The organism is Streptomyces sp. NPDC047974 (assembly GCF_040653375.1).
Taxonomy (GTDB): Bacteria; Actinomycetota; Actinomycetes; order Streptomycetales; family Streptomycetaceae; genus Streptomyces.
Window position 1 is genome coordinate 20,972 of record NZ_JBEZNU010000013.1, and the last position, 24,777, is coordinate 45,748.

The 24,777-nt window shown below is 74.4% G+C and carries 20 protein-coding genes and 4 pseudogenes; 11 read left to right on the top strand and 13 right to left on the bottom strand.

Annotated elements, in window-relative coordinates; translation table 11 throughout:
* The first annotated feature begins 151 nt into the window (after positions 1 to 151).
* Positions 152 to 1,429 (top strand): NAD(P)/FAD-dependent oxidoreductase, encoded by a 1,278-nt coding sequence (locus AB0E19_RS19555; RefSeq protein WP_362181345.1) that lies wholly within the window; start codon positions 152 to 154, stop codon positions 1,427 to 1,429.
* Positions 1,430 to 1,474: 45 nt separating this feature from the next.
* Positions 1,475 to 2,035 carry a DM13 domain-containing protein gene (locus AB0E19_RS19560; RefSeq protein ID WP_362181347.1) on the top strand — a complete coding sequence of 187 codons (561 nt, stop codon included), beginning with the start codon at positions 1,475 to 1,477 and terminating at the stop codon, positions 2,033 to 2,035.
* A 52-nt stretch (positions 2,036 to 2,087) separates the two neighbouring features.
* Here AB0E19_RS19560 and AB0E19_RS19565 read toward each other — a convergent pair whose 3' ends face one another.
* The 3 genes from AB0E19_RS19565 to AB0E19_RS19575 form a co-directional block, all read right to left on the bottom strand.
* On the bottom strand, positions 2,088 to 3,350 hold the full coding sequence (locus AB0E19_RS19565; protein ID WP_362181350.1) for an MFS transporter: 1,263 nt from the start codon (positions 3,348 to 3,350) through the stop codon (positions 2,088 to 2,090).
* A 170-nt stretch (positions 3,351 to 3,520) separates the two neighbouring features.
* Positions 3,521 to 4,387: a hypothetical protein gene (locus AB0E19_RS19570; protein WP_362181353.1), complete on the bottom strand. Its 867-nt coding sequence runs from the start codon at positions 4,385 to 4,387 to the stop codon at positions 3,521 to 3,523.
* Between the two features lie 108 nt (positions 4,388 to 4,495).
* Positions 4,496 to 5,314 (bottom strand): hypothetical protein, encoded by an 819-nt coding sequence (locus AB0E19_RS19575; RefSeq protein ID WP_362181356.1) that lies wholly within the window; start codon positions 5,312 to 5,314, stop codon positions 4,496 to 4,498.
* Between the two features lie 279 nt (positions 5,315 to 5,593).
* Between AB0E19_RS19575 and AB0E19_RS19580 the strand changes: the two are divergent.
* A pseudogene (locus AB0E19_RS19580) lies at positions 5,594 to 5,807 on the top strand (hypothetical protein); the annotation flags it as partial.
* 126 nt (positions 5,808 to 5,933) lie between these two features.
* Positions 5,934 to 6,290, top strand: coding sequence for an STAS/SEC14 domain-containing protein (locus AB0E19_RS19585; protein ID WP_362181851.1), 357 nt, complete (start codon positions 5,934 to 5,936; stop codon positions 6,288 to 6,290).
* Between the two features lie 43 nt (positions 6,291 to 6,333).
* Here AB0E19_RS19585 and AB0E19_RS19590 read toward each other — a convergent pair.
* The 3 genes and pseudogenes from AB0E19_RS19590 to AB0E19_RS19600 all read right to left on the bottom strand — a co-directional run bounded on the left by AB0E19_RS19590 (position 6,334) and on the right by AB0E19_RS19600 (position 8,667).
* A pseudogene (locus tag AB0E19_RS19590) lies at positions 6,334 to 6,967 on the bottom strand (restriction endonuclease).
* Positions 6,968 to 7,023: 56 nt separating this feature from the next.
* Positions 7,024 to 7,239, bottom strand: coding sequence for a hypothetical protein (locus tag AB0E19_RS19595; protein ID WP_362181359.1), 216 nt, complete (start codon positions 7,237 to 7,239; stop codon positions 7,024 to 7,026).
* Between the two features lie 321 nt (positions 7,240 to 7,560).
* Positions 7,561 to 8,667, bottom strand: a complete 1,107-nt coding sequence (locus AB0E19_RS19600) for a magnesium and cobalt transport protein CorA (RefSeq protein ID WP_362181362.1) — start codon at positions 8,665 to 8,667, stop codon at positions 7,561 to 7,563.
* A gap of 235 nt (positions 8,668 to 8,902) precedes the next feature.
* Here AB0E19_RS19600 and AB0E19_RS19605 point away from each other — a divergent pair, with 235 nt between their 5' ends.
* A complete protein-coding gene (locus AB0E19_RS19605) occupies positions 8,903 to 10,006 on the top strand; it encodes a winged helix DNA-binding domain-containing protein (RefSeq protein WP_362181364.1) in 1,104 nt (367 codons plus the stop codon).
* Positions 10,007 to 10,211: 205 nt separating this feature from the next.
* Here AB0E19_RS19605 and AB0E19_RS19610 read toward each other — a convergent pair whose 3' ends face one another.
* Positions 10,212 to 11,051, bottom strand: coding sequence for a helix-turn-helix transcriptional regulator (locus AB0E19_RS19610; RefSeq protein WP_362181367.1), 840 nt, complete (start codon positions 11,049 to 11,051; stop codon positions 10,212 to 10,214).
* Positions 11,052 to 11,147: 96 nt separating this feature from the next.
* Between AB0E19_RS19610 and AB0E19_RS19615 the strand changes: the two genes are divergently transcribed.
* The 3 genes from AB0E19_RS19615 to AB0E19_RS19625 all read left to right on the top strand — a co-directional run bounded on the left by AB0E19_RS19615 (position 11,148) and on the right by AB0E19_RS19625 (position 16,050).
* On the top strand, positions 11,148 to 12,644 hold the full coding sequence (locus AB0E19_RS19615; protein WP_362181370.1) for an AMP-binding protein: 1,497 nt from the start codon (positions 11,148 to 11,150) through the stop codon (positions 12,642 to 12,644).
* Positions 12,645 to 12,722: 78 nt separating this feature from the next.
* The gene (locus tag AB0E19_RS19620) at positions 12,723 to 14,264 is read left to right on the top strand and encodes an AMP-binding protein (protein WP_362181373.1); all 1,542 of its coding nucleotides are present in this window, start codon (positions 12,723 to 12,725) and stop codon (positions 14,262 to 14,264) included.
* A gap of 172 nt (positions 14,265 to 14,436) precedes the next feature.
* On the top strand, positions 14,437 to 16,050 hold the full coding sequence (locus tag AB0E19_RS19625; RefSeq protein WP_362181376.1) for an AMP-binding protein: 1,614 nt from the start codon (positions 14,437 to 14,439) through the stop codon (positions 16,048 to 16,050).
* Between the two features lie 214 nt (positions 16,051 to 16,264).
* On the opposite strand, the gene AB0E19_RS19630 is transcribed toward AB0E19_RS19625, so the two are convergent.
* From AB0E19_RS19630 to AB0E19_RS19645, 4 genes and pseudogenes are all read right to left on the bottom strand, one after another.
* Positions 16,265 to 16,789 carry a GNAT family N-acetyltransferase gene (locus AB0E19_RS19630; protein ID WP_362181378.1) on the bottom strand — a complete coding sequence of 175 codons (525 nt, stop codon included), beginning with the start codon at positions 16,787 to 16,789 and terminating at the stop codon, positions 16,265 to 16,267.
* 19 nt (positions 16,790 to 16,808) lie between these two features.
* Positions 16,809 to 17,579 carry a TIGR04222 domain-containing membrane protein gene (locus tag AB0E19_RS19635; RefSeq protein ID WP_362181381.1) on the bottom strand — a complete coding sequence of 257 codons (771 nt, stop codon included), beginning with the start codon at positions 17,577 to 17,579 and terminating at the stop codon, positions 16,809 to 16,811.
* A 91-nt stretch (positions 17,580 to 17,670) separates the two neighbouring features.
* Positions 17,671 to 18,066 (bottom strand): annotated as a pseudogene (locus AB0E19_RS19640) (hypothetical protein); the annotation flags it as partial.
* Positions 18,067 to 18,382: 316 nt separating this feature from the next.
* A pseudogene (locus AB0E19_RS19645) lies at positions 18,383 to 18,640 on the bottom strand (pentapeptide repeat-containing protein); the annotation flags it as partial.
* Positions 18,641 to 19,125: 485 nt separating this feature from the next.
* Between AB0E19_RS19645 and gcl the strand changes: the two are divergent.
* Both gcl and AB0E19_RS19655 read left to right on the top strand, forming a co-directional pair.
* Positions 19,126 to 20,913, top strand: coding sequence for a glyoxylate carboligase (gcl, locus tag AB0E19_RS19650; protein WP_362181384.1), 1,788 nt, complete (start codon positions 19,126 to 19,128; stop codon positions 20,911 to 20,913).
* Positions 20,914 to 21,068: 155 nt separating this feature from the next.
* Complete coding sequence (locus AB0E19_RS19655) at positions 21,069 to 21,470, top strand: hypothetical protein (protein ID WP_362181387.1); 402 nt, start codon at positions 21,069 to 21,071, stop codon at positions 21,468 to 21,470.
* Here the strand turns inward: AB0E19_RS19655 and AB0E19_RS19660 are convergent.
* The gene (locus AB0E19_RS19660) at positions 21,467 to 22,459 is read right to left on the bottom strand and encodes an ArsR family transcriptional regulator (RefSeq protein ID WP_362181391.1); all 993 of its coding nucleotides are present in this window, start codon (positions 22,457 to 22,459) and stop codon (positions 21,467 to 21,469) included. The two genes, AB0E19_RS19655 and AB0E19_RS19660, sit on opposite strands and share 4 nt — an antisense overlap.
* Before the next feature lie 273 nt (positions 22,460 to 22,732).
* On the opposite strand from AB0E19_RS19660, the gene AB0E19_RS19665 reads away from it, so the two are divergent.
* Positions 22,733 to 23,965 carry an MFS transporter gene (locus tag AB0E19_RS19665; RefSeq protein ID WP_362181394.1) on the top strand — a complete coding sequence of 411 codons (1,233 nt, stop codon included), beginning with the start codon at positions 22,733 to 22,735 and terminating at the stop codon, positions 23,963 to 23,965.
* Here AB0E19_RS19665 and AB0E19_RS19670 read toward each other — a convergent pair.
* Positions 23,901 to 24,566: an HNH endonuclease gene (locus AB0E19_RS19670; protein ID WP_362181398.1), complete on the bottom strand. Its 666-nt coding sequence runs from the start codon at positions 24,564 to 24,566 to the stop codon at positions 23,901 to 23,903. The two genes, AB0E19_RS19665 and AB0E19_RS19670, sit on opposite strands and share 65 nt — an antisense overlap.
* Positions 24,567 to 24,777: the final 211 nt, after the last annotated feature.

Sequence of the window (24,777 nt, forward strand, 5' to 3'; positions counted from 1 at the left end):
TGACAGTGAGGTCATGCCCCTGACAGGACTGGGGACCTTCACCGATTCAGGGGGCGATCAGCGCATGGGCGAGCCCGAGACCACGGCATCGGAACGGCGCACGGCATCGGAACGGCGCACATCGGAACGGCACACGGCATCGGAACGGCGCGTGGACGGAGGCGACTACGACGTCGTCGTCGTGGGGGCCAGCCTCGCCGGCTGCACCGCCGCGATCCTGTTCGCGCGCCGCGGGGCCCGGGTCGCGCTCCTGGAGCGCCGCTCGGACCCGGAGGCGTACAAGGTGCTCTGCACCCACGCCATCACCGCCTGCGCCTATCCGGTCCTCGACGAGCTGGGCCTCGTACCGGACCTGGAGAAGGCCGGAGCGGTACGCAACGAAGCGCGCTGGTACACCCGTTGGGGGTGGATCACGCCGAAGGCGGCGCCCGGCGGACCCGAGCTCCCGTACGCGTACAACGTCCGCCGCTCCACCCTCGACCCGCTCCTCAGGTCCCGCGCGGCGGCGACCCCCGGCGTCGACCTGCTCCCCGGCCACAAGGTGACCGGGCTGCTCCAGGAGGGCGGCCGGACCGCCGGCGTGCGGGCCGCCACCGCGGACGGCGGCGAGCGGGAGCTGCGGGCCCGCCTGGTGGTCGGCGCCGACGGCAAGGACTCGGCCGTCGCCCGGCTCGCCGGGATCCCCACCCGGCGGCACGAGAACGGCCGCTTCGGCTACCTCGCCCACTACCGCGACCTCCCGCTGCCCGGCGGCATCGGCCAGACCTGGTTCCTCGAACCCGACATGGCGTACTCGTTCCCCAACGACGACGGCATCACGGTCCTCGCCGTCGTCCCCGACAAGAAGCGCCTCCCCGCCTTCCGCGAGGACCTGGAGGGCGCCTTCGAGGCCTTCGTCCGGGCCCTGCCCGAGGCGCCGCCCCTCGACTCCGCCGAACGCGTCTCGAAGATCATCGGCATGGTCGACCACCCGCTGCTCACCCGCGAGCCCACCGCCCCCGGCATCGCCCTCGTCGGCGACGCCGCCCTGACCGGCGACCCCCTGTGGGGCACCGGCTGCGGCTGGGCGTTCCAGACCGCGCACTGGCTGGCCGAGGCCGCCGCCCCCGCCGCGGCCGGCCGCGGCGACCTCGACCGCTCCCTCGCGCACTACGCCCGCACCCACCGGCGCCGGCTCCGGCCCCACCAGCGGATCGCCGTCGACTTCGCCCGCTCCCGCCCCTTCAACCCGATGGAACGCCTGATGTTCTCGGCGGCCGCCCGGGACGAGGGCGCCGCCCGCCACATGTACCTCTTCTCCGCCCGGCTCATCGGCCCGCTCGGCTTCCTCAACCCGGTGTCGGTGGCCAGGGCGGCGGCGGTCAACCTCCGGCACCGCTTCGCGCCGGCGGCCGGACGCGGCGCGTACCCTGCACCGGAACGACGGTGAACCGGAACGACGGTCGACCGGAACGAGGGGGAAGGGGGAGACGGCATGGAGCGCGTCACGAGGAGGCGGCGGTGGGCCGCGGTGGCCGTCGCCGGCCTGGTGGTGGCGGTGGCCGGACTCGTGTGGTTCAAGCCCTGGGCACTGTGGGTGGACGAGACGGTGAACGAGGCGCTGCCGGCCGTGACGGCGACGGCGACGGCGACGACCTCGGCTTCGGGTGAACCGGCGGCGGGGGCGCCGTCCCCGGCGGGTCCGGTGACCGTCGCGCAGGGCGGCTTCATCAGCCACGAGCACGACACCACCGGCACCGTGAAGATCGTCCGCCTCGCGGACGGCACCCACACCCTCCGCCTGGAAGGCCTGGACACCAGCAACGGCCCCGACCTGCACGTCCTGCTGAGCGACGCGCCCGTGAAGGAGGGCAAGGCGGGCTGGTTCGTCTTCGACGACGGCAAGTACGTCGACCTCGCCAAGCTGAAGGGCAACAAGGGCGACCAGAACTACCCGCTGCCCGCCGGCGTCGACTGGTCGGCGTACCCGAGCGTCAGCATCTGGTGCGACCGCTTCGACGTCTCCTTCGGCGCCGCGGCCCTCGCCCGCGCCTGACACGCACACGGCCGGGGCCGGACTCCACGAGTCCGGCCCCGGCCCTTGCGCGTCAGGCGGCCTTGACGAGGGTGGACCGGTCCCGGTCGGGCGCCGTGAGGCCGGCCGGGGTGCCGCCTCGTCCTTCGTGGCGCGGCCAGAGGAGGAGGGCGCCGGCCGCCCCCGCCCCGGCGAGGACCGCGAGGACGGACCAGGTGACGGCGAAGCCGGCGGTGGTGCCGAGCCACCCCGCGAGGGGATAGGTGATCAGCCAGGCCAGGTGCGACAGGGAGAACTGGGCGGCGAACGCCTCGGGGATCGCGTTCCGCGCCACGGAGGCGCGCAGGACCTTGCCGGTCGGTGTGATGACCAGGGCCATGCCGACGCCGATCGCGCTCCAGACGACGGCCGTGGCGGTCCGGGTGAGGAGACCGGTCGCGGTCAGCGCGGCGGCGGCGGTCGTGCCGGCCACGAGGACCCCGGCGCCGGCCGTCATGACGGTGCGGGCGGCGACCCGGTCGAGGACGCGGGGCAGGACGAGGGCGGCCAGGAGGGTGCCGGTGCCGGAGGCGGCGAGCATCCAGGCGACGTCCGACTGCGTGCCGCCGAGCACGTCGCGCACGTGGTTGACGGTGTTGACGACGACGATCGAACCGGCCGCCGCGACCACGAGGTTGAGCGCCATGACGCCGCGCAGCCGTGGCGTCCCGAGGAAGGTCCCGATCCCGGCCGTCGCCTTGTCCCACGCCCTGGTGCGGCCGCTGGGGCGGGCGTCGGGGATACGCGTCGACAGGACGAGCGCGGCGGAGAGCAGGAATCCGGCGGAGGTGCCCAGGAACAGGCGGTCGAAGCTCAGGAACGTCAGGGCGACCGCCGCGAGCACGGGGCTCAGCAGGCTCTCCATGGTGGACGCCACCTGGGAGGCGGACAGGGCGCGCGTGTAGGCGGACTCGTCGGTGACGATGTCGGGGATGACGGCCTGGAACGTCGGGGTGAACGCCGCGGAGGCCGCCTGGAGCAGGCCGATCAGCACGTAGACCTGCCAGACCTCGGTGACGAGCGGCAGGGCCAGGACCACCGCGCCGCGGACGACGTCGAGGAGGAAGAGGAAGGTCCTGCGGGGCAGCCGGTCGACGTACGCGGCGGCCAGCGGGGCGATGATCACGTACATGACCATCTTGACGGTCAGGGCGGTGCTGAGCACCGCGCCGGCGTCGGGACCGGCGAGGTCGTAGGCGAGGAGGCCGAGGGCCACCGTGGTCAGCCCGGTGCCGAACAGGGCGATGACCTGGGCGCCGAACAGACGGCGGTAGTCGCGGAGGGCGAACAGGCGCATGGCGGGTTCCTTCCGTGTCCATGCGGCGGGGCGCGGCCCCGGGGCGGGGGCCGTGCCCCGCGGATACAGGCGGGGGAGTTCTCAGGCATGGGGATCGCTCTTCGGGGTGCGGCGGCATCGGACGGGGCGGCGGCTCATGACGCTCCTTCTGGGGGGTCGCGGGACGACGGTCAGTGGTGGGCGTGATGTGCGTGGTGCGCGTGGTCGTGCCCGTGGTGCGGGTCGCCCTGCGCGGGAGCGGCGTCCGTCGTGTGCACCGTGAACTCGGCGGTGCGGACGACGCCGTCGTGCTGGAAGTCCAGGTAGAGGCGGTAGGTGCCGGCCGAGGGCGCGACCGCCATGAAGGTGATCCCGGGCCCGGGCGCGGTGACCCCGTCGCCGGGGTGGCCCTCCGGGTGGACGTGGAGGTAGCCCAGGTCGCCGACGCGCAGGGCCACGAGGTGCCCGTAGGCGGCCAGGTAGGGCTCCAGGTCGGTGACGGGGCGGTCGTCCCGGCTGACGGTGAGGGTCAGCTCGCTCGCCTCGCCGGGCACGAGCGCGCCGTCGAGGGTGACGGCGTACGCGCCGATCAGGGCGGTACGGGCGGCCTCGGGGAGCGGCCGCGGGGCGTACGCTCCGGCGACCGCGACGTCGATCCCCAGCGTCAGGGTGCCGTCGTGGCCGGCCGGGTGGATGTCGGCGAAGAACCGCCAGTCCCCGGGCTCCAGGTCCAGCTCGGTGCTCCAGGCGCCCTTCTCGTCCCGCACCGGGTGCACGTGCTGGAACCCGGCCGTGTCCCGCCGGACGGCGATGAAGTGCAGCTCCTTCTCGTGCTCGGCGACGAACTCGGTCACCGGCAGCCCGTCGGGCCCGAGCACCCGGAACCCGACGTGCTGCCGCGTACCGGCGGCGAGGATCGTCGCGTCGACGTCGAGGGTGTACCCGTCCACCGAGACCGCCAGCCCGCCGGGCTGCGCCCCGCCGTGTCCGGCGTGGGCTCCGTGTCCGGCGTGGGCTCCGTGGGCCGCGTGGGCTGCGTGTCCGCCGTGGTCGTTCATGGTGTGCCTCCCCAGGTCGATGCGCCGTGGCGCGCGCCGTCCGCTCTGGACGATGATCACAACCATATACCCCCCTGGGGTATTCCGGAAGGGTGATGGGGCGACTCGTCATGTGGTCCGGTTCCCGGCCGCGTCGCACGGCAGGGGGCGGCCGGGGTGGTCCGTGGCGTAGTCCTCGGAGATGTCCTCGGCGGTCTGCGCCATCGTCTCGCTGGTGATCTTGATCTGGCCGGAGAACGGCGTGTCGATGTCCTCGATCAGGAGCAGCGAGCCGGTGAACAGCACGGCGAGCACGCACAGGAGGGCGATGTGGGAGGGCCCGCGGTCGTGGGGGAGGCCGAAGGCGAAGGCCCCGACGGTGGCGGCCAGGGCGACGACCATGAACCAGTAGACGGACGGGGGGATGGCCGGGCTCGCCTCGGAGATGCGGGTCTGCCGGGCCTTGGAGCGCTCGTCGTCGGCCTCGACGAGGAGGTCGAAGGTCGGGTCGTCCCGGTGGGCGAGCTCCTTGAAGTGCGTGCGGAAGCCGCTGGACCACACGGACGCGACGGGGGACTTCTCGCCGCCCTCGGTCATGAGCGGCCATTCCGCGGCCTGGATGGCACGCGCGTAGCAGACGGCGGAGGCCTGGAGGCGTTCGCGCTGCGGCTCGGGGGCGTAGTCGGCGACCTCGTACAGCTGGTCCACCCGCCCCGCCTCGGCCTCGACGGCGGTGGCGGCGGCGCCGAACGACTCGGCCGCCAGGACGATGACGAAGGCGACGAGGAGGACGGCGAGGGTCTCCAGGGGGCTGACCAGGTCGCTGACGGACGCCTCCTCGCCGCCGCCCCCGCCGGCCGCGCGGCGGCGGCGGCGCCGGACCTGGTTGGCGATCAGGCCGACGGCGAGCGCCGTGGCGATGATGACGACGGTGAGGATCATGGTCATGTACTGGCCACCCCGGGAGATCGGCTGGTCGGCCGCCCCGCCGCTCCCCCGGCCCGCCACGGGCTCGTGCCACGGGCCTCCGGCAGGCCGACGCTCTGGTCCGCACCCATCGCACCAGGCGGGACGGCCGCCCGGGAGGCCTCCCGACCCCGGCACGCCGGGATCACCCGGTTGCTCCGGCAGGAGCGTCCGGGCATTGCGGGAGACGAGTGACGCGGCGGCCGTCCGGCGGGGTGGCGTGCAGGCAGGCAGGCAGGCGGGTGGCCGGCCGGCAGGACCGTGGGTGCCCGCTTCGGCCGGGCGCCGGGCGATCCGGTCCGCTGTCGGATCCTGATCGCCCTGCGGGAGGCGCCCGCCTGCCCGGACGGCCTCTTCGGCCTCTTCGGCCTCTTCGGCCTCTTCGGCCTCTTCGACCTCTTCGACCTCTTCGACGGTCTCGCGCGCGAGACCGTCGAACCACCCGGCCTGCCTGCGCGGCCGCGGCCTCGTCGTGGCCGCGCCCCTCCTCACTCGAAATCACTCGAAGTCACTCGAACGGAGGGCCACGTGTGGTGCCCCCGGAACCCGCCGGAAAGGCTGGGCGGGACCGGAAGCCGCCCTCCGCCATCGGGAGCCCCTTGTGATCAGCCGACTGGAGAACCTGCCGAACGGCGTCGTCGGATTCGAGGCGTCCGGGAAGATCTCCGCCGAGGACTACCGGGACACGGTGCTGCCCGCCCTGACGGAGGCGGCCGCGGCGGGCGAGGTCCGCTTCCTGCTCGTCGTGACCGACTTCGACGGCATGACCGGGGGCGCGCTGTGGGAGGACCTCAAGGTCGGCGTCGAGCACCTGCGCGCCTGGAAGCGCATCGCCCTGGTCACCGACCTCGACTGGATGGCCCACGTCACCTCGCTCTTCGGCTGGATGACCCCCGGCGAGACGAAGACCTTCCCCCTCGCCGCGCGGGACGAGGCCCTCGCCTGGGTCGTCGGCTGACCCGAGGGCGAAGGCGGATCCGCGGGGCGACGAGCGTCGCGTCTCAGGCCGTTCGACGCCAGGGCAGGCGGGAGCGGCCGGCCGGGAGTCCGAGCAGTTCGTGCAGTGCTTCGCCCTCGTGGGCCCAGCGGCGCAGCCGGTCGCGGTCCACCCAGCGCACGCCGTGGCGGTCGCCCCAGGCCATGGCGTCGCGCGTGAACGCGCCGTTGGTGACGACGACCGCGTGGTCCGCCCCGTGGGCGGGACCTGCGGTGCCCTTCACCTGGTACATCACCGATGAGCCGACCCTTGCCGCCGACGCGGGTGTGCTTCGCCTGCACCACGATCCGCCCGAGGGGCGTCCGGACGCCGATCACGTCCGCGGCCTGGTCCCCGCCGCCGCCCACCTGCCTGGCCGTCCAGCCGTCGCGGACGAGGAGGTCGCGCAGCGCGTACTCGAACTCCTGGTCGCCCATGGCGTCCAGCTCCGGCAGAGTGAGGCGCAGGCGTGCCAGGCGCTCGCCGTCCGCACGACGCCGGAGGCGGTCCCGTACGCGGAGGCCGGCCAGGGCGGCGGCGCCTGCGAGGACGGCCAGAGCCGGCAGGGGCCAGGACGCGGCGGCCCTGGTGGCCAGGTGTGCCGTGGCCTGCGCCAGGGCGACCGTGAGCGCGAGGACCACGGCTGCCGCGCCCAGGATGTCCGCGGTGCCGCGCGGCCGCCACCGGATCTTCCGCCGGGGCCGTGGGCGGGGCGTCACTCTCCGCCCGCCGGTGCGGTGGAGGCGGTGGGTTTCGGCGCGGGCCGCTGTGCGGCGGAGTCGTCACCGAACCCGAAGACCTGGCCCCAGAGCCACGCCACCGCGCACAGGCCGGCCACGGTCCACGCGCTCAGCCCCTTGGCGGACCTGGGTCCCGCCTTGCGGCGGAGGTGGGTCCGTACGCGCACGTACCCGTCCGGAACCTTCGGCATGGTGCATCCCTCCCCGTCGGCCCGCACCGTGCGGACCCCCGGATCGGTTGTAGCGTCGATCACCGACGGAATCTGATGCATCGTCATGATCGGTCGGGGGCAAGGGGGCAAGGGGGCAAGGGGGCAAGGGGGCAAGGGGGCAAGGGGGCAAGGGGGCGAGTCGGCCACGCTCGCGTGCGTGTCCGCCCACCCGCCCGGATCCCTGGCCTGCGCCGACGCCTCGCGGATGGACGCCGTGCCGCGAGAACGCGGGACGCGCCGAATGGCCTGTTCCCGCGGAGCGCGGCCGACGGCGACTGCGCCGGGCGCCGCCCCGAGCGGCTACAGCCAGTCCCTCCTCTTGAAGATCACGTACAGGCTGGTGCACACCACCGCCATCAGCAGCACCGCGAACGGATACCCGCCCGCCCAGTGCAGCTCCGGCATGTTGTCGAAGTTCATGCCGTAGATCGTTCCGACCAGGGTGGGGGCGAAGAGGATGGCGGCCCACGAGGAGATCTTCTTGATCTCCTCGTTCTGTTCGAAACCGGCCTCCGCCAACGCGCGCATCTCCGCGTTCTGTTGCTGGGTGACCAGGGTCGCGTTGACCGTGAGGATCTCCGTGAGGGCCTGGCGGAAGCCGTCGACGCGTTCGCTGGTGTGGGTGACGTGGTCGGCGACGTCGCGGAGGTAGCGCTGGAGCTCCTCGTCGGTGCCGTACTTCGCGAAGCCGGCCATCAGGCCGTGGAGCATGCCGACGAGGGGGCGGGTGGCGCGCTGGAACTCGACCATCTCGCGGGAGAGTTCGTAGATGCGGCGGGAGACGGCCGGGTCGCCGCCGAAGACCTCGGTCTCGATCTCGTCGACGTCGTTCTGGACGCCGGCGACGACCGGGGCGTAGCCGTCCACGACCGCGTCCAGGATGGCGTAGAGGACGGCCTCCGGGCCGAGGGCGAGCAGGTCGGGGTTCTCCTCCATGCGGCGGCGGACCGCCGACAGGTCCGGGGCCGCGCCGTGCCGGACGGAGATGAGGAAGTCGGGGCCCACGAAGACGTGCAGCTCGCCGAAGTCGACCTCCTCCTGCGCGTCCAGGTAGCGGGCCGCGCGCAGGACGACGAAGAGGGTGTCGCCGTACCGTTCCAGCTTCGGGCGCTGGTGGGCCTCCAGGGCGTCCTCGACGGCGAGCTCGTGGAGGTCGAACTCGGCGGCCAGCGAGTGCAGTTCGTCCTCGGTCGGGCGGTGCAGACCGATCCACGCCATGCCGTCCGGGTGTTCCCGCAGCTGCCGGTACGTCTCCGCCAGCGTCGCCGGAGACGACACCTTGCGGCCCTCCCGGTACAGGGTCGCCTGGATCACGCTCGGGCCCTCGGCGGAGGGCTCCGGGGCCACGGGGGCCCGCGCGGGCTCCGGCCCGCGGCGCCGGGCCGCGCGGGGGTGGCGGTCGGACACGATGCGTACCTCCGTCGACTGCTGCCGGGCCCTCCGAACCCTTCCCGATCTCGGCGGGGGTGGAGACGGTCATCAGGATATATGGGTGGGAATGGTGCCGCCGGGCTCGTCCCCCCGCCTGCTCCCGGCCCCCGCACCTCGTCCCCATGACCTGGCCTGACCTGACCTCGCCGGGCCTCGCCCCCTCCGGCCATGGAGGACGGGAACTGTCCTCTTCGGCCTGTAGCGTCCCCGCATGGACTCCCTTCCCACCCTCTCGCGCCGTGCCCTGGGTCGTGCGACCCTCGCCCGTCAGCTGCTGCTCCGGCCCTCGGAGCTCGGGGTCGAGGAGGCCGTGCGGCATCTGGTGGGGCTCCAGGCGCAGAACACCAAGCCCCCGTACTACGCCCTCGCCGCGCGGCTCGGCGGGTTCCGGACCGAGGAGCTCTCCGGGCTGATGGAGTCGCGGGCGGTCGCGCGGATCGTCTCCCTGCGGTCGACCGTGCACACCCACACCGCCCGGGACGCCGTCGGCCTGCGGCGGCTCGTCCAGGCGGGGGCCGTCGAGCGGGAGCTGCGGGGGTTCCGGAAGGGGCTCGTCGGCGTCGACCTCGACCGGCTCGTCGCCGTGGCGACCGCGTACGTCGAGGAGCGGGCCCGGACGGTCAGGGAGCTGCGGGAGCGGCTGCTGCGGGAGTGGCCGGACGCGGATCCGCAGGCGCTCACGGTGGCCGCGCGCTGTCTGCTGCCGATGGTGCAGGTCACTCCGCGCGGGCTGTGGCGGCGCAGCGGGCAGGTGGCGCTGACCACCACCCGGGAGTGGTTCGGCGGGGGCGACGAGGAGGCGGCCGGGATCGACGAGACCGTGCTGCGGTACCTCGGTGCCTTCGGGCCCGCGTCCGTCAAGGACATGCAGACCTGGTGCGGGCTCACCCGGCTGCGGCCCGCCTTCGAGCGGCTGCGGTCCCGGCTCCTCGTCCTGCGCGACGAGCAGGGCACCGAGCTCTTCGACCTGCCCGACGCGCCCCGGCCCGACGCGGACACGCCGGCCCCGCCGCGCCTCCTGCCCGAGTACGACAACCTGCTCCTCTCGCACGCCGACCGGACCCGGATCGTCCCCGCCGAGCTGAAGGGGCGCACCTGGACCGGCAACCAGCCCCACCGGGTCTTCCTCCTCGACGGGCTCCTCGCCGGCCTCTGGTTCCTGGAGGAGGCCAGGGGGCGTACGACCCTGACCGTCGAGCCCTTCGCGCGGCTCACGCGCGCCGACCGGGCGGCCCTGACGGACGAGGCCGAACGGATCCTGCGCCTCACGGCGCCCGAGGGGGACGCGTACGACCTCGCCTTCCGCACGGAGTGAGCGCGGCCACGGCAGCGCGCCGGCCGCGGGCGGCGGCCCGTCTCCGGAGCAGTACCGCTCCCGTGTGGGCGGCGGCGCGCCCGTCTCCGGCGGCACCGCTCCCGTGTGGGCGGCAACGCGCCGGCCGCGGGCGGCGGTCCGTCGTCCCGCGCGGGCGCGTCCGCCCGGCGACGCGGCTTCCGTCACCGGCGGGGCACCCCCGCCGCTACGGCAGCGCGCCCGCGCGGCGGGCCGCCACCACTGCTTCCAGGCGGGTGTGCGCGCCGAGCTTGCGCATGGCCGAGCGCAGGTAGCCCTTGACCGTCTCGGGGCGCAGGCCGAGGCGGCGGGCCGCCGTCGCGTTCGTCGCGCCGGAGGCGACCGCCGCCAGGACGTCCGTCTCGCGCGGCGTCAGGGCCACCCCCGGCAGCGGCGCCGAGGCGCCGGCGGCCGTCTCCAGGCGGCCGCAGACGGCGAGCAGCCGGGCCCGCACCTCCTCGTCCGTGACCTGCGGGGCGAGGGCACGCAGCTCGCCGTAGGCGTGCCGGACCTCCTCCCACGCCGGGCCGGGCCCGGCGGCGGGGCGCGGGGGCTCCGCCGTCCCGAACCGGCGGCTCAGCTCGTCGCGCACCACGAGCGCCTGCTCCACGTCGCGGGCCGCCGTCATCGCCGCGTCGAAGACCCGCTCGCCGAGCGGCAGCGCGTCCCGCAGCGCCCCGTACAGCACCCCGCGGACCTGCCGCCGGACCACCACCGGCACCGCGATCACCGAGCGCAGGCCCTCCGCCGACACCGGCAGGTCGTACTCGTGGGTGATGTGCCGGGCCACCGGATAGTCGGTGACCGCGCACGGGCGGGCCAGCGCCAGGCACTTGCCGCCCAGGCCGTTTCCGGGGGAGACCACCAGACCCTGGAGCGCCGGGGTGACCGCCCCGTGCAGTTCGGCGATCCGCAGCGGCCGGCCGCCGTCCGGTACGAGGCCGCCGAAGACCACGGGCAGCCCGCTGCCGCGCCGCAGCCGTACCAGCGCGGCGCGCAGCTCCGCCTCTTCGATCCGCTCGGACACGCAGGAACACCCTTCCTTCACCCCCGAACGGGGGTAGTGGGACCCGGGGGACCGATTACACGATGGGCGGACCCCGTCCCGCAACGAGGAGGACGCATGACGGCTTCCGGCGCCACCGAGGAGTTCCGGACCGCCCGGGACTTCCTGATCCGGTACCGCGAGGAGTACGAGGCCGCCTACGCCGGCTTCGTGCCGCCCCGCCCCGACCGGTTCAACTGGGCGCTGGAGTGGTTCGACGTCATCGCCGAGGGCAACGACCGCACCGCCCTCCACCTCGTCCGGGAGGACGGCACGGAGACGAGGACGAGCTTCGCCGAACTGTCCGCCCGGTCCAACCAGGTGGCGAACTGGCTGCGCGGACAGGGCGTCCGCGCCGGGGACCGGATCGTCGTGATGCTGGGCGACCAGCCCGAGCTGTGGGAGACGGCCCTCGCCGCGATGAAGCTGCGGGCCGTCGTCGTCCCCGTCCCCCCGTGCCTCGACCCCGCGGGACTCCGCGAGCGGATGGCGCGCAGCCGGGCCCGGCACGTCGTCGTCCGCTCCTCGTGCACCGGGCTCTTCGCCGGCGTACCCGGTGACTACACCCGCGTCTCGATCGGCGGCGACGGGGTGGACTGGCTGGGGTACGAGCTGTCCGCCCGCGAGCCGGAGGCCTTCGAGCCGGACGGCGTCACCCTCGCCCACGACACCCTGATGCTCTGCTTCACCACAGGCACCACAGGCACTACAGGCACTACAGGCACCGCAGGCACCGCAGGCACCGCAGGCACTACAGGCACCACCGGCACTACAGGCACCACCGGCACTACAGGCACCACCGGCACTGCCGGCGCCGTCGGCCGCGCCGAGCTCGTCGAACACTCCCACACCTCCCTCCCCGTGGGGCATCTGTCGACGATGTACGGGATGGGGCTGCTCCCCGGCGACGTGCACCTCGACATCGCCCCGCCCGGCCGGGCCGAGCACGCCTGGTCCACCCTCTTCGCCGCCTGGAACGCCGAGGCGACGGTGCTGGTCCGCGCCGCCCCGGGCCTCCACGCCGCCGGGCTGACCGCCCTCGTCGACCGGTACCGCGTCACGTCCGTCTCCGCCCCGCCCGCCGTGTGGCGGCGGCTCGTCCGGGCCGGTCTCGGGCGGCCCGCCGCCCCGCCACGCGAGGTGACGGCCGTGGCCGGCGGGGAGCCGCCGGACCGGGAGGTCGCGGAGGCGGTCGGGCGCGCCTGGGGCGTGCCCCTGCGGGGTGGCTTCGGACAGAGCGAGACCACCGTCCTGCTGTCCGACAGCCCCGGCTCGCCGTCCAGGCCGGGCTCCCTCGGCCGCCCCGCCCCCGGGTGCGCCGTCACCCTGGTCGACCCCGGGACCGGACTCCCGGACGCGGAGGCGGGCGAGATCCGCCTCGACCTGGCCGGCAACCCGGTGGGACTGATGACCGGTTACCACGGCGACCCGGAGCGGACGGCCGGGGCCATGGCCGGCGGCCACTACCGGACCGGCGTCCTCGCCACCCGTGACGAGGACGGCCACCTCCACCACGCGGGCCGGGCCGGAACCGTCCTGACGGGGGCCGGTTCCTCTGTTTGGATGGCGCGTTAGGCGTTCGGGTCAATCGGTCGGCATCCCACGGCGGCGACGCCCGGGGGACCGGCCCCTATCTGCGAAGAGGCGACACCGATGCGTGTACCGATGACGATCACCGACTTCCTGGAGCGGGCGGAGCTCGGCTTCCGCGACGGCCCGGCGGTGGTGGACGAGCCGGATCAGCCGGCGAGGGCCGTTCCCACGACCACCTACGGGACCTTCGCCGAGCGGGTGCGGGCCTGGCAGGCCGGGTTCGACGCGCTGGGCGTGCGGGAGGGCGAGCGGGTGGCGGTGGCGAGCCACAACTCGGCCCGCCTCCTGGAGCTGCTGTTCGCGCTGCCGATGAGCGGGCGGATCTGCGTACCGGTCAACTTCCGGCTGAAGCCGGAGGAGGTCGCGTACGTCGTGGAGCAGAGCGGTGCGTCGGTGCTGCTCGTCGACCCCGAGCTCGACGCGGCCCTCGCGGGGGTGAGGACGCGGCACCGCTTCGTGCTGGGGGAGGCGACGGACACCGGCCTCATGCGGTTCGGGGTCGAACCGCGCCCGTGGTCGGCGCCCGACGAGGACGCGACGGCGACGATCAACTACACCTCCGGCACGACGGCCCGCCCCAAGGGCGTGCAGCTGACGCACCGCAACATCTGGGTCAACGGCCTGACCTTCGGCCTGCACACGCGGGTGTGGGAGCGGGACGTCTACCTGCACACGCTGCCGATGTTCCACTGCAACGGCTGGGGCATGCCGTACGTGATGGCCGGGCTGGGCGTGAAGCAGGTGGTGCTGCGGAAGGTCGACGGCGCGGAGATCCTGCGCCGGGTCGACGAGCACGGCGTCACCCTGATGTGCGGGGCGCCCGCCGTGTGGAAGGCGGTCGTGGACGCGGCGGCCGACTGGGACGGCCCGGTGCCGGGCCGCGACCGGGTGCGGATCGTGTGCGCGGGCGCGCCGCCGCCGAGCCGGCTGATCCAGCGGGTCGAGGAGGAGCTGGGCTGGGAGTTCACCCAGATCTACGGTCTGACGGAGACCTCGCCGCTGCTGACCTTCAACCGCCTCCGCCCGCAGGACGCGCGCCTGCCCGCGGAGGAGCGGGCCCGGAAGCTGTCCCGGGCCGGGCTGCCCGCGCTCGGCGTGAAGATGGAGCTCTCCGGCACGGGCGAGGTGCTGGCCCGTTCCAACACGGTCCTCGCCGGCTACTGGGACAAGCCCGAGGAGAGCGCGGCCGCCCTGGAGGACGGCTGGTTCCACACCGGCGACGGCGGCACCTTCGACGAGACGGACGGGCACCTGACGATCTCGGACCGGAAGAAGGACGTCATCATCACCGGCGGCGAGAACGTCTCGTCGATCGAGGTCGAGGACGTGATCTTCCGTCACCCGGCGGTCGCCGAGGTGGCCGTGATCGGCGTCCCGGACGAGAAGTGGGGCGAGACGATCAAGGCGCTCGTCGTCACCGCGGCCGGCGCGACGGTCTCGGAGGCGGAGATCATCGCGCACTGCAAGGAGCGGATGGCGGGCTACAAGGCGCCGACGAGCGTGGAGTTCCGCCAGGACATCCCGCGCACCGCCACCGGCAAGATCCAGAAGTTCAAGCTCCGCGAGCCGTACTGGGACGGCCTCGGCCGCGGCGTGAACTGACGAACCCCACCGGCCCGGAGTACGGGACGGAGCCCCACCGACCCGGTCCGCGAGGCGCGCGCGGAACCGGGCCGAGAACCGCCCCGCGAGCCGGGCCGCGAACCACCCCGCGGCCCGCCTCACGACAGACCCCCGCGCCGCTCCACGACGCACACCACCGAAGGGACCCGGCATGACCGCCACGGAGCTCTCGTACGCGCACGGGGTGGCGGACACCCCGCTGCTCGGCGACACCATCGGAGCCGACCTCGACCGGGCCGTCGCCGCCTGGCCCGCACGGGAGGCCCTGGTCGACCTCGCCGACGGACGGCGCTGGACCTACGCCGAGTTCGGCGCCGACGTCGACCGGATCGCCGGCGCCCTGCTCGGCAGCGGCGTCCGCAAGGGCGACCGGGTGGGGATCTGGGCGGTGAACCGCGCCGAGTGGGTCCTCGTCCAGTACGCCACGGCCCGTATCGGCGCCGTCATGGTCACCATCAACCCGGCCTACCGCGCCCATGAACTCGCCTTCGTGCTGCGCCAGTCGGGCATCTCGCTGCTCTTCGCCTCGCTCACCCACAAGACCAGCGACTACCGGGCGATGGTCGAGGAGGTGCGCGCCGACTGCCCCGGGCTGCGGGAGGCGGTGTACTTCGGCGACCCCACCTGGGACGACTTCGCGGCCCGCCCGTCCGGCGGGCTCGCGCCCGAGCCGCTCTCCGCCGACGAGCCGGTCAACATCCAGTACACCTCGGGCACCACCGGCTTCCCGAAGGGCGCCACGCTCTCCCACCACAACATCCTCAACAACGGTTACTTCGTGGGCGAGATGATCGCCTACACCGAGGAGGACCGGATCTGCGTGCCGGTGCCCTTCTACCACTGCTTCGGCATGGTGATGGGCAATCTGGCGGCCACCTCGCACGGCGCCTGCATCGTCATCCCGGCCCCCTCCTTCGACCCGGCGGCGACCCTCCGCGCCGTCCAGGAGGAGCGCTGCACCTCCCTCTACGGCGTACCGACCATGTTCATCGCCGAGTTGAACCTCCCCGACTTCGCCGCGTACGACCTCTCCTCGCTGCGCACCGGCATCATGGCGGGCTCGCCGTGCCCGGTGGAGGTGATGAAGCGGGTGGTCACCGAGATGAACATGGCGGAGGTGTCGATCTGTTACGGCATGACGGAGACCTCGCCGGTCTCCACCCAGACGCGCCGCGACGACGACCTGGAGCGGCGCACCGGCACCGTCGGCCGGGTCCTGCCGCACATCGAGGTGAAGGTCGTCGACCCGGCCACCGGCCTGACCGTGCCGCGCGGCACCGCGGGCGAACTGTGCACCCGCGGCTACAGCGTGATGCTCGGCTACTGGGACGAGCCGGAGAAGACCGCCGACGTCGTCGACGCGGGCCGCTGGATGCACACCGGCGACCTCGCGACGATGCGCGAGGACGGCTACGTGCGGATCGTCGGCCGCATCAAGGACATGATCATCCGTGGTGGGGAGAACGTCTATCCGCGCGAGATCGAGGAGTTCCTCTACACCCACCCCAAGATCGCCGACGTCCAGGTCGTCGGCGTCCCCGACGAGCGCTACGGCGAGGAGATCCTCGCCTGCGTGATCCCGCGCGACCCGGCCGACCCGCCCACCCTCGACGAACTCACCGCCTTCTGCCGCGACCGCCTCGCCCACTACAAGGTCCCGCGCCGCGTCGAGATCCTCACCGAGTTCCCGATGACGGTCAGCGGCAAGGTCCGCAAGGTGGAACTCCGCGAGCGCTACGGCGTCCCGGTGTCCGGGCGCGCCTAGGCCGTTTCTTCCGGATCGGGCCGGATCAGGGAGCGGCGTCTGGTGCGTGCGGTCGCAAGGCGGAGGAGGGAGTCCATGCGGTGGGGGCACCTCCCAGCGGTAGCTGGGGGACATCGGCGACCGACGACAACGCGGCGAGCGTGCGTGCGTATGGGGGCACCTCCCAGCGGTAGCTGGGGGAGTCGCGAGCCCGGCCTGATCCGGAAGAGACGGCCTAGGACCCCTGCGCCAGCTCCCGGCGCATGCAGACGCGGGGCCAGGCCGCCAGGCCGTGGGCGGCCTCGGCGCGGCTGATCTCCCGGAGGCCCTCGGTGAGGGCGGGGTCGGTGTCGGTGAGGGGGCGGAAGCCGAGCCGGGCGTAGTACGGGGCGTTCCACGGCACTTCGGTGAAGGTCGTGAGGGTGAGGGCCGTCAGGCCCTCCTGCCGGGCGGCCTCCGCCAAGTGCTCGATCAGGGCCCGGCCGACGCCCCGGCGGGCGGCCTCCGGGTGGACGGAGACCTGCTCGATGTGGGCGGCGCCGTCGACCGTGTCCGCGATCAGATAGGCGACGGGACGGTCGGCCCCGTCGACCGCCACCCAGGCCCGGCCCGCCGCGCGATACCCCTCCAGGACGTCCAGGGGGAGGGGTTCGTCGTCGGCGATCGCCGTCATCCCGAGAGTGCGGAAGGGTTCGCCCGCCGCGCGCTCGATGGACTGGAGCAGCGGGAGTTCGGCCGGTGCGGCCGCTCGGATGCGCATACGACAGTATGGCCCGGCCTCACCGCCCGTCGGAGGCCCGATGGCCGAGCAGCCCCCCGTCCCGGGAGAAGCGCGGCAGGAACAGCGCGAGCGCCGGGTCGCCGTACAGCGCCACGTACAGCTGGACCAGCCGGCCGTCCGTCACCTCCCGCCGGTGCGCCGGCAGCGGGTGCCGCTCCCGCAGCTCGGCGAGGAGCCGCCGGGCGGCCCGGGTGGCCGGCGGCAGCCGCAGCAGCGCGGCCACGGCCAGGAGCACCGGCACCCCGGCGACGAGGACGAGCGCGAGCCCCGGCCCGTCCTGTGCCCCGGCTTCCGCGACGAGCAGCCCCGCGGCGAGCGTGGCCGGCGCCGCCGCGAGCAGCAGCCGGGCCGCGCGCCGTCGTCCCGGCGGGCGAAGGAGCCCGGCCCGCCCCAGGTCGTCCCGCAGCGCGTCCACCGCCCGGCGCGCCTCGGGGCGCAGGGCGAGCGCGCGGGGCGGGAGGGCGTTGCGCAGCGAGCGGTGGACGCCGAGCTGGACCGGGTCCCGGGTGCGCCCGGGCCCGCCGTTGGCCCGAACCGTGTGTTTGCGTCCCGCCGCGACCGCGCCCCGCTGGTGCAGCGCGACGAGCGCGACCGCCACGGCGGCCCGCCGTCCGCCGCGCAGCAGCGCCAGCGCCTCGGGGCCGGGCGGGGCGCCGCCGGGGGCGGCGCCGCTGCTCCCGCCCCGGACGCGCAGCAGCACCGCCGCGACCAGTACCTCGGCCCAGGCGGCGCAGGCCGCCGCCACGAACCACCCCGTCCCCGTTCCCATGCCGTCCACCCCCCAGGAGGGTTCTGCCCGGGGGAGCGTGATCATCACGCGTGGATGGCCGGATTCGTATCCCCGATCGGCCCGTGAGGGCTCAGACGGCGCCGCCGGAGGTCAGTTCGTCGGCGGCGTCGTTCACGGGCTGCGGGGTTCCGGTGAGGTCGAGGACGAAGAGCGGGAGCCGTATCTCGGCGGCGCGGGACCGGGCCTCGGGGGTGTAGCCGGCGAGCGAGAAGAAGACGCTCACGGCGGAGGCGCTGAGGCCGTTCAGCCACAGGCACTCCACGGCCCGCAGTCCGGCCGGCCGGGTGCTGGGGTCGACCTGGGCGACGAGTCCGGGCCCGCGCAGGTCCACGCCGGGGGAGTGCCGGTCCTCCGGCTGCACGATCTCCCGGAAGCCGAGCCAGTGCAGGTACGTCGCCGCCGCGGCGACCGCGTCCCGCGCCGTCCGGATCGTCACGGGCCGGTACGCGCCCCGTCCCGGTGAGGGCCGGGGCGCGGTCGGCGGTGGAGGGATGTGCGCCGGGTACCGCTCGGCGAAGGACCGGGGCGGGGCGCCGAACCAGTCCGAGACGGGCCCGGTGCCCGGCTCCGTGGCCGCGCCCGCCTCGTCGAACCCGTCGGCCGGGTCGAACACTCCCGCCTCGCCGAACACTCCGGCCTCGCCGTCCAGGGCGGCGAAGAGGCCGGGGTCGCCGGCGGCGGGCCCGGGGCCGGCGGAGTCGTCCGGCGCGTACGGGACGGGCCCGCGCGTCCCGGAGTCGTACCCCTCGGAGTCGTGCCCCTCGGGTCCGAACGTCTCGGAGTCGTACCCCTCGGAGTCGTGCTCCTCGGGCCCGAGCGCCTCGAAGTCGTACCCCTCGGAGCCGTACTCCTCGGGTCCGAACGCCTCGGAGCCGTACCCCTCCGGCCCGAAGGTCCCGGAGGCGTGCCCCTCCTCCGGATCCGTCCTCGGGGGTACCGGGACGGGGGTCGCCGTGCCCGCTCCCGCCGGGCCGGAGACGGGGGCCACCGGGATCCTCAGCACGGCCCCGCAGGCGCAGCCCAGCTCCGGGCGGGGCCATTCGCCCTCGCGGCCGCAGGCGCCGCAGCGGACGGTCACCCACGCGTCCAGCCAGGTCAGGTGCCGGACGGGTTCGGCGGTCGTGTCCGGGAGGACGGGCGGGACGACGGGGGTCCCGCAGGCGCAGGGGAAGGCGGGCGGCGCGTACGTATGGCTCCGCAGGCACTCAGGGCAGCGCACCGACACCGACTCACCCACACCGAACCCCCTCTTCCCGTGCGCCCATGGTCCACCAATCCGGCCGCGCGGGGGTGCGACTTCGGCCATCGGCCCGGGGCTCCGGGGCCTCTCCGGTGCCTTTCCGGGGCCTCTCCGCGGTCCGTCCGGTGCCGGTCCGGTGCCCGCCTGGTGGGCGCTCCCTTGACGGCTTCCCGAGCCCCCACCTACATTGCTTCCGTATAGCAGAACAGTTCTTCCGCATTACGGAAACAGGGACGGGCGGCCCGCCCGGAACCTGCGACCGACCGGCCGAGCAGGAGCACTCCCATGCCTCGTATGACCGCCGCCGCAGCGGCCGTTGAGATCCTCAAGCGCGAAGGCGTCACCACCGCCTTCGGCGTGCCCGGCGCGGCGATCAACCCCTTCTACCGCGAGCTCAAGAACGTCGGCGGCATCGGCCACACGCTGGCCCGCCACGTCGAGGGCGCCTCCCACATGGCGGAGGGCTACACCCGCGCCAAGGCCGGCAACATCGGTGTCTGCATCGGCACCTCCGGCCCCGCCGGCACCGACATGATCACCGGCCTGTACTCGGCGATCGCCGACTCCATCCCGATCCTGTGCATCACCGGCCAGGCGCCGACCTCGAAGCTCCACAAGGAGGACTTCCAGGCCGTCGACATCGCCAGCATCGCCAAGCCGGTCACCAAGGCCGCGACCACCGTCCTGGAGGCCGCGCAGGTCCCCGGCGTCTTCCAGCAGGCCTTCCACCTGATGCGCTCCGGCCGTCCCGGCCCGGTCCTCATCGACCTCCCGATGGACGTCCAGCTCACCGAGATCGAGTTCGACCCGGAGACGTACGAGCCGCTGCCGGTCTACAAGCCGTCCGCGACCCGCGCCCAGGCGGAGAAGGCGCTGTCCTTCCTCCTGGAGTCCGAGCGCCCGCTGATCGTCGCCGGCGGCGGCATCATCAACGCCGACGCCTCCGACCTGCTCGTCGAGTTCGCCGAGCTGACCGGCATCCCGGTCATCTCCACCCTCATGGGCTGGGGCACCATCCCCGATGACCACGAGCTCGCCGCCGGTATGGTGGGCGTCCAGACCGCGCACCGCTACGGCAACGCGACCTTCCTGGAGTCGGACTTCGTCCTCGGCATCGGCAACCGCTGGGCCAACCGCCACACCGGTTACAACATGGACGCGTACACCAAGGGCCGGAAGTTCGTCCACGTCGACATCGAGCCCACCCAGATCGGCCGGATCTTCGCCCCGGACTTCGGCATCGCCTCCGACGCCAAGGCCGCGCTCGAACTCTTCGTCGCGATCGCCAAGGAGTGGAAGGCCGCCGGCACCCTCCCGGACTTCTCCGCCTGGGCGGCCTCCGCGCAGGAGCGCAAGGCCACCCTCCAGCGCCGGACGCACTTCGACAACGTCCCGATCAAGCCGCAGCGCGTGTACGAGGAGATGAACAAGGCCTTCGGCCCGGAGACCCGGTACGTCACCACCATCGGCCTCTCCCAGATCGCCGCCGCGCAGTTCCTGCACGTCTACAAGCCGCGCCACTGGATCAACTGCGGCCAGGCCGGCCCGCTCGGCTGGACCATCCCGGCCGCCATCGGCGCCGCGACCGCCGACCCGGAGACCCCGGTCGTCGCGCTCTCCGGCGACTACGACTTCCAGTTCATGATCGAGGAGCTGGCGGTCGCCGCCCAGCACAAGGTCCCCTACGTCCACGTCCTCGTGAACAACGCCTACCTCGGTCTGATCCGCCAGGCGCAGGGCAACCTCGGCATCAACTTCGAGGTCAACCTCGAATTCGAGAACATCAACACCCCGGAGATCGGCGCCTACGGCGTCGACCACGTCAAGGTCGCCGAGGGCCTCGGCGTCAAGGCCATCCGCGTCACCGACCCGGACAAGCTGGGCGAGGCGCTGGAGGAGGCCAAGAAGCTGGCCGTCGAGCACCGGGTCCCGGTCGTCGTCGAGGCGATCCTGGAGCGCATCACCAACATCGCGATGAGCAAGACCGTCGACATGAGCGACGTCACGGAGTTCGAGGACCTGGCCACCGAGCCCGGCCACGCCCCGACGGCGATCAAGCCGCTCGCGGTCTGACCGCCGGGCCCCTGAGGGCCCGCCCCCGGTTCCCGCCCGCCCCCGTCGTCCACGTGACGGGGGCGGGCGGGCCCGCCCGGGACGCTCCCGTCCCCGCTCGAAACGTGCCCGGCCGGCTCCATCCGGCCGGGCACGCGGCGTCTACCGTGGACACCATGACCCCTGCCGTCCCCACCCGCCTCGTCACCCACGTCGAGCTCGACGAGGCCCACACCACCCGCCGACAGCTGTCGGTCTCCGCCCGCCTGGAGGCCGAACTCTCCGACGGGCGCGCCCTGGTCCTCCTCGACGACCGCGGCTGGAACGAGAGCGTCCTCGGCGACGGCGACATCCGGACCCACCTCACCCGCGCGTCCCTGGAGGACGACGCCCGCACGGTCGTCGGCCCCGACGAGCCCTACGGCGACCAGACCCGGGAGCAGGCCGCCGCCGCCCACTGGGCCGCCCTCGCCGGCATCCTCGCCCGCCAGGGCGTGCCCGCCGACCCCGACGCCCTCGCGGACCTCGCGCACGCCGTCGTCCTCGGCGCACGCCTGCGTGCCTGGGCGGGGTTCTAGGGCCCCGGCCGCTGCGCCCGTACGAGGACGGCGCCGGCCTCCGTCCAGTCGTACAGCACCGACCGGCCCGCCCTCCTGCGGCGCACCAGACCGGCGTCGTGCAGCACCTTCAGATGGCGCCCCACCGACCCGAGGCCCTGACCGGTCAGCGCCACCAACTGGCTGGTGGACAAGGGGGACGCGAGGCGCAGCAGGACCCCCGCCCGGGCCGGTCCGAGCAGCGCGCCGAGTGCCTCCGGCACCGCCGGGCCGGAGCCGTCGGCGAGAACTCCCGCGCAGGGATAGACGATCGCGTACCGCTCCTCGCCGGGGTGCTCCGCGTCCCAGGACACCCAGCCCGTCACCGGTGTCACCGGCACCAGCAGCAGCCGGCCGCCCTCCACCGAACGCGGCGGATAGTCACGGGCGTTGACCTGGAGCCGGCCGTTCCCCAGCCACCGCATCTTCCCCGGGCACAGCTCGTCGAGGGCCGCCGCCCAGCCGTCCCGGGCGAGGCGTGCGGTCCTGGCCGTCACATCGGCCTCCATCACCCGGCGCCGCCGCGGCCACTCCGGCAGCACCGTCTCCCGCCACACCCAGGTCAGCAGCTCCGCGAGGCGCCCCGGCAGATCGCGCGCCGAGGCCAGCGGCTCCGGCACCGGGCCGCCGACCGAGACCGCCAGATCGGCCAGGGCGGCCGGCTGTCCGGTCGCGCGGACCACCGCCACCTCCTCCTCGAAGCACCGCTCGCCCTCGCCCAGCGGGGTGGGCGTGAGGAAGTCGGCGTTCCAGGTGGGGCTGATCGCCGCCCGGACGAGCAGCCCGTCGAGTGGCTCGGCCGCGAGCCGCGCCCGGTAGGCCGGCAGGTGCTCGGCCAGCCAGCCCCGCTCGCCCGGGTGCCCGGCCCGCCCGGCGTGCAGCGCCTTCAGCGCGGCGACGGTCTCGGCGAGCGGCGACACCACGAACCGGCCGCCCGCGAGCGTGTCCGCCCCGATCCGCCACCACCCCATGCCCGGTCCCTTCCCCGCTCGTCCTCGCGGCCGAGTCTCCGCAGGCGACCTCCGCGGCGGACTGCCCCGCTCGTCGTCGCTGCCGATTCCCTGCTCGACCCCGCGGCCGATTCCCTGCTCGACCCCGCGGCCGATTCCCTGCTCGACCTCGCCGCCAAATCCCTGCTCGACCTCGCCGCCCGAGCGTGGCCGCTCACCCCGCCCCGCGCCCACTGTTTCGCGCGGCCGCGAAACAGTACCGGGGGGCGTCCCGGCCTCCCCAGAATCCCCGGCATGCCCCTCTCCGCCTCCGAGGCGCCCGCCGCCGCGGGCTACCGCGACCTGTTCCGTACCCCCGAATTCGTCCCCCTCTTCCTCGCGGGTTCCGCGCAGACCGCCGCGCAGACCGTCGCGGGGCTCGGGCTCGCCACGCTCGTGTTCGACGCGACCGGTTCGGCGCTGCTGAGCGCGCTCGCGATGTTCGGGCCCTCGCTCGCCCAGCTGCTCGGTGCCACCACGCTGCTCTCCGCCGCCGACCGGCTGCCGCCCCGTACCGCGCTCGCCGTCGTCGCCGTCGTGTTCGCGGCGGGCACGGCCGTCCAGGCCGTGCCGGGGGTGCCGCTCGCCGCCGCCTTCGGGCTGCTCGCCGTGCTCGGCGTCGTCGGGTCGCTCGGCGGCGGGGTGCGGCTCGGGCTGCTCGGCGAGATCCTGCCACGCGAGCGCTTCCTGCTCGGGCGGGCCGTGACGAACATGGCCGTCGGCGTCTGCCAGATCGCGGGCTTCGCCGCCGGCGGCGTCCTGCTCGCCGTGCTCTCCCCGCGCGGCACCCTCCTCGCCGGCGCCGGCCTCTACCTCCTCGCCGCGCTCCTCTACCGCTTCGGGCTCACCGCCCGCCCGCCCCGCGCCTCCGGCCGCGCCTCGGCCGCCGAGACCTGGCGGGCCAACGGCCGGCTCCTCGCCGACCGCCACCGCCGCCTGCTCTACCTCGCCCTCTGGGTGCCCAACGGGCTGATCGTCGGCTGCGAGGCGCTGTTCGTCCCCTACGCCCCCGACCGCGCCGGGCTGCTCTTCGCCTGCGCCGCCGTCGGCATGCTCGCCGGGGACACGGTCGTCGGGCGGTTCGTGCCGCCGCGGCTGCGCGGACGGCTCGCCGCGCCCCTCCAGGGCCTGCTGGCGGCCCCGTACCTCCTCTTCGCGCTCGGTACGGGGCTGCCGCCGGTCCTGGCGGGCGCGGCCGTCGTCGTCTCCGCCGTCGGCTACGGCGCGAGCCTGCTGTACCAGGAGCGACTGCTCGCGCTCGTCCCGGAGGAGTCGCGCGGGCACGCGCTCGGCCTGCACGGCTCGGGGATGCTCGCCTGCCAGGGCCTCGCCGCCGCCCTGGCGGGCGGGCTCGCGCAGCTGACCTCGCCGGCGACGGCGATGGCCCTCCTCGCGGTGGCCTCGCTCGCCGTCACCGCCGCGCTCACCGCGGGGCTGTCGAGCGCTGCACGACCGTCTCCTCGCACGGCCCGTCGGCGAACAGCTTGAGCGCCTCCATCTCCTCCTTGTCGACGGACAGCCCCCAGCGCAGCTTGGTGCCGACCCACTCGCCGACGTAGCGGCAGTACGCGGCGTTCCCGTCCGGCACCCACTCGGCCGGGTCCTGGGTCCCCTTGGCCTTCTGGCTGCGGGCGGTGACGGCGACCAGGGTGGCCGCGGCCCCCTGGTCGTTGGCGTACTTCGCCCGCCGCGCCGCCGTCCAGCCGGACGCGCCCGAGGCCCAGGCCTCCGCCAGGGGCACCAGGTGGTCGACGCGGAGCAGCGCCGGGTCGGTGACGGTCTGGCCGTCGTAGTACGAGGTCCACCTGCCGCCGGACAGGGCGCAGGCGGCGCCCGCGGCGGGCGCCTCGACGGCCTCCGCGAGGAGCACCTCGGCGCGGGTGTCGCAGTCGTCGGCCGCGTCGAGGCCCTTGTCCCAGTGCGGGAACGCCGACTCCTCGAACCCGGCCGGGTCCTCGGTGGCCTCGGTGAGTTCGGCGAGCGCGTCGGGGAAGAGCTGGACGCCCGCGGAGGCGGTGGGCGCGGGGGCGGCGAGCGGGGACAGGACGAGGGCGAGCGGGACGAGCCCGCGCATCAGGTTCTTGATCACGTACGGGTGGATAGCGCCGGAAGCGGGGCGCACGGGAGGCGCATCGCGGTGCGCTCCCCCGAGCGGGTGCGGATCTTCACCGCAGAAACGATGCGCTGCCCCGGGGTGCGGAACGACGGCGCCGGCGTACGGAACGACGAAAGAGCGCGGAACCAGGGACCGTAAACCTGGTTCCGCGCTCTCGTCGATGACCGCCCGGCGGTGCGAGGCT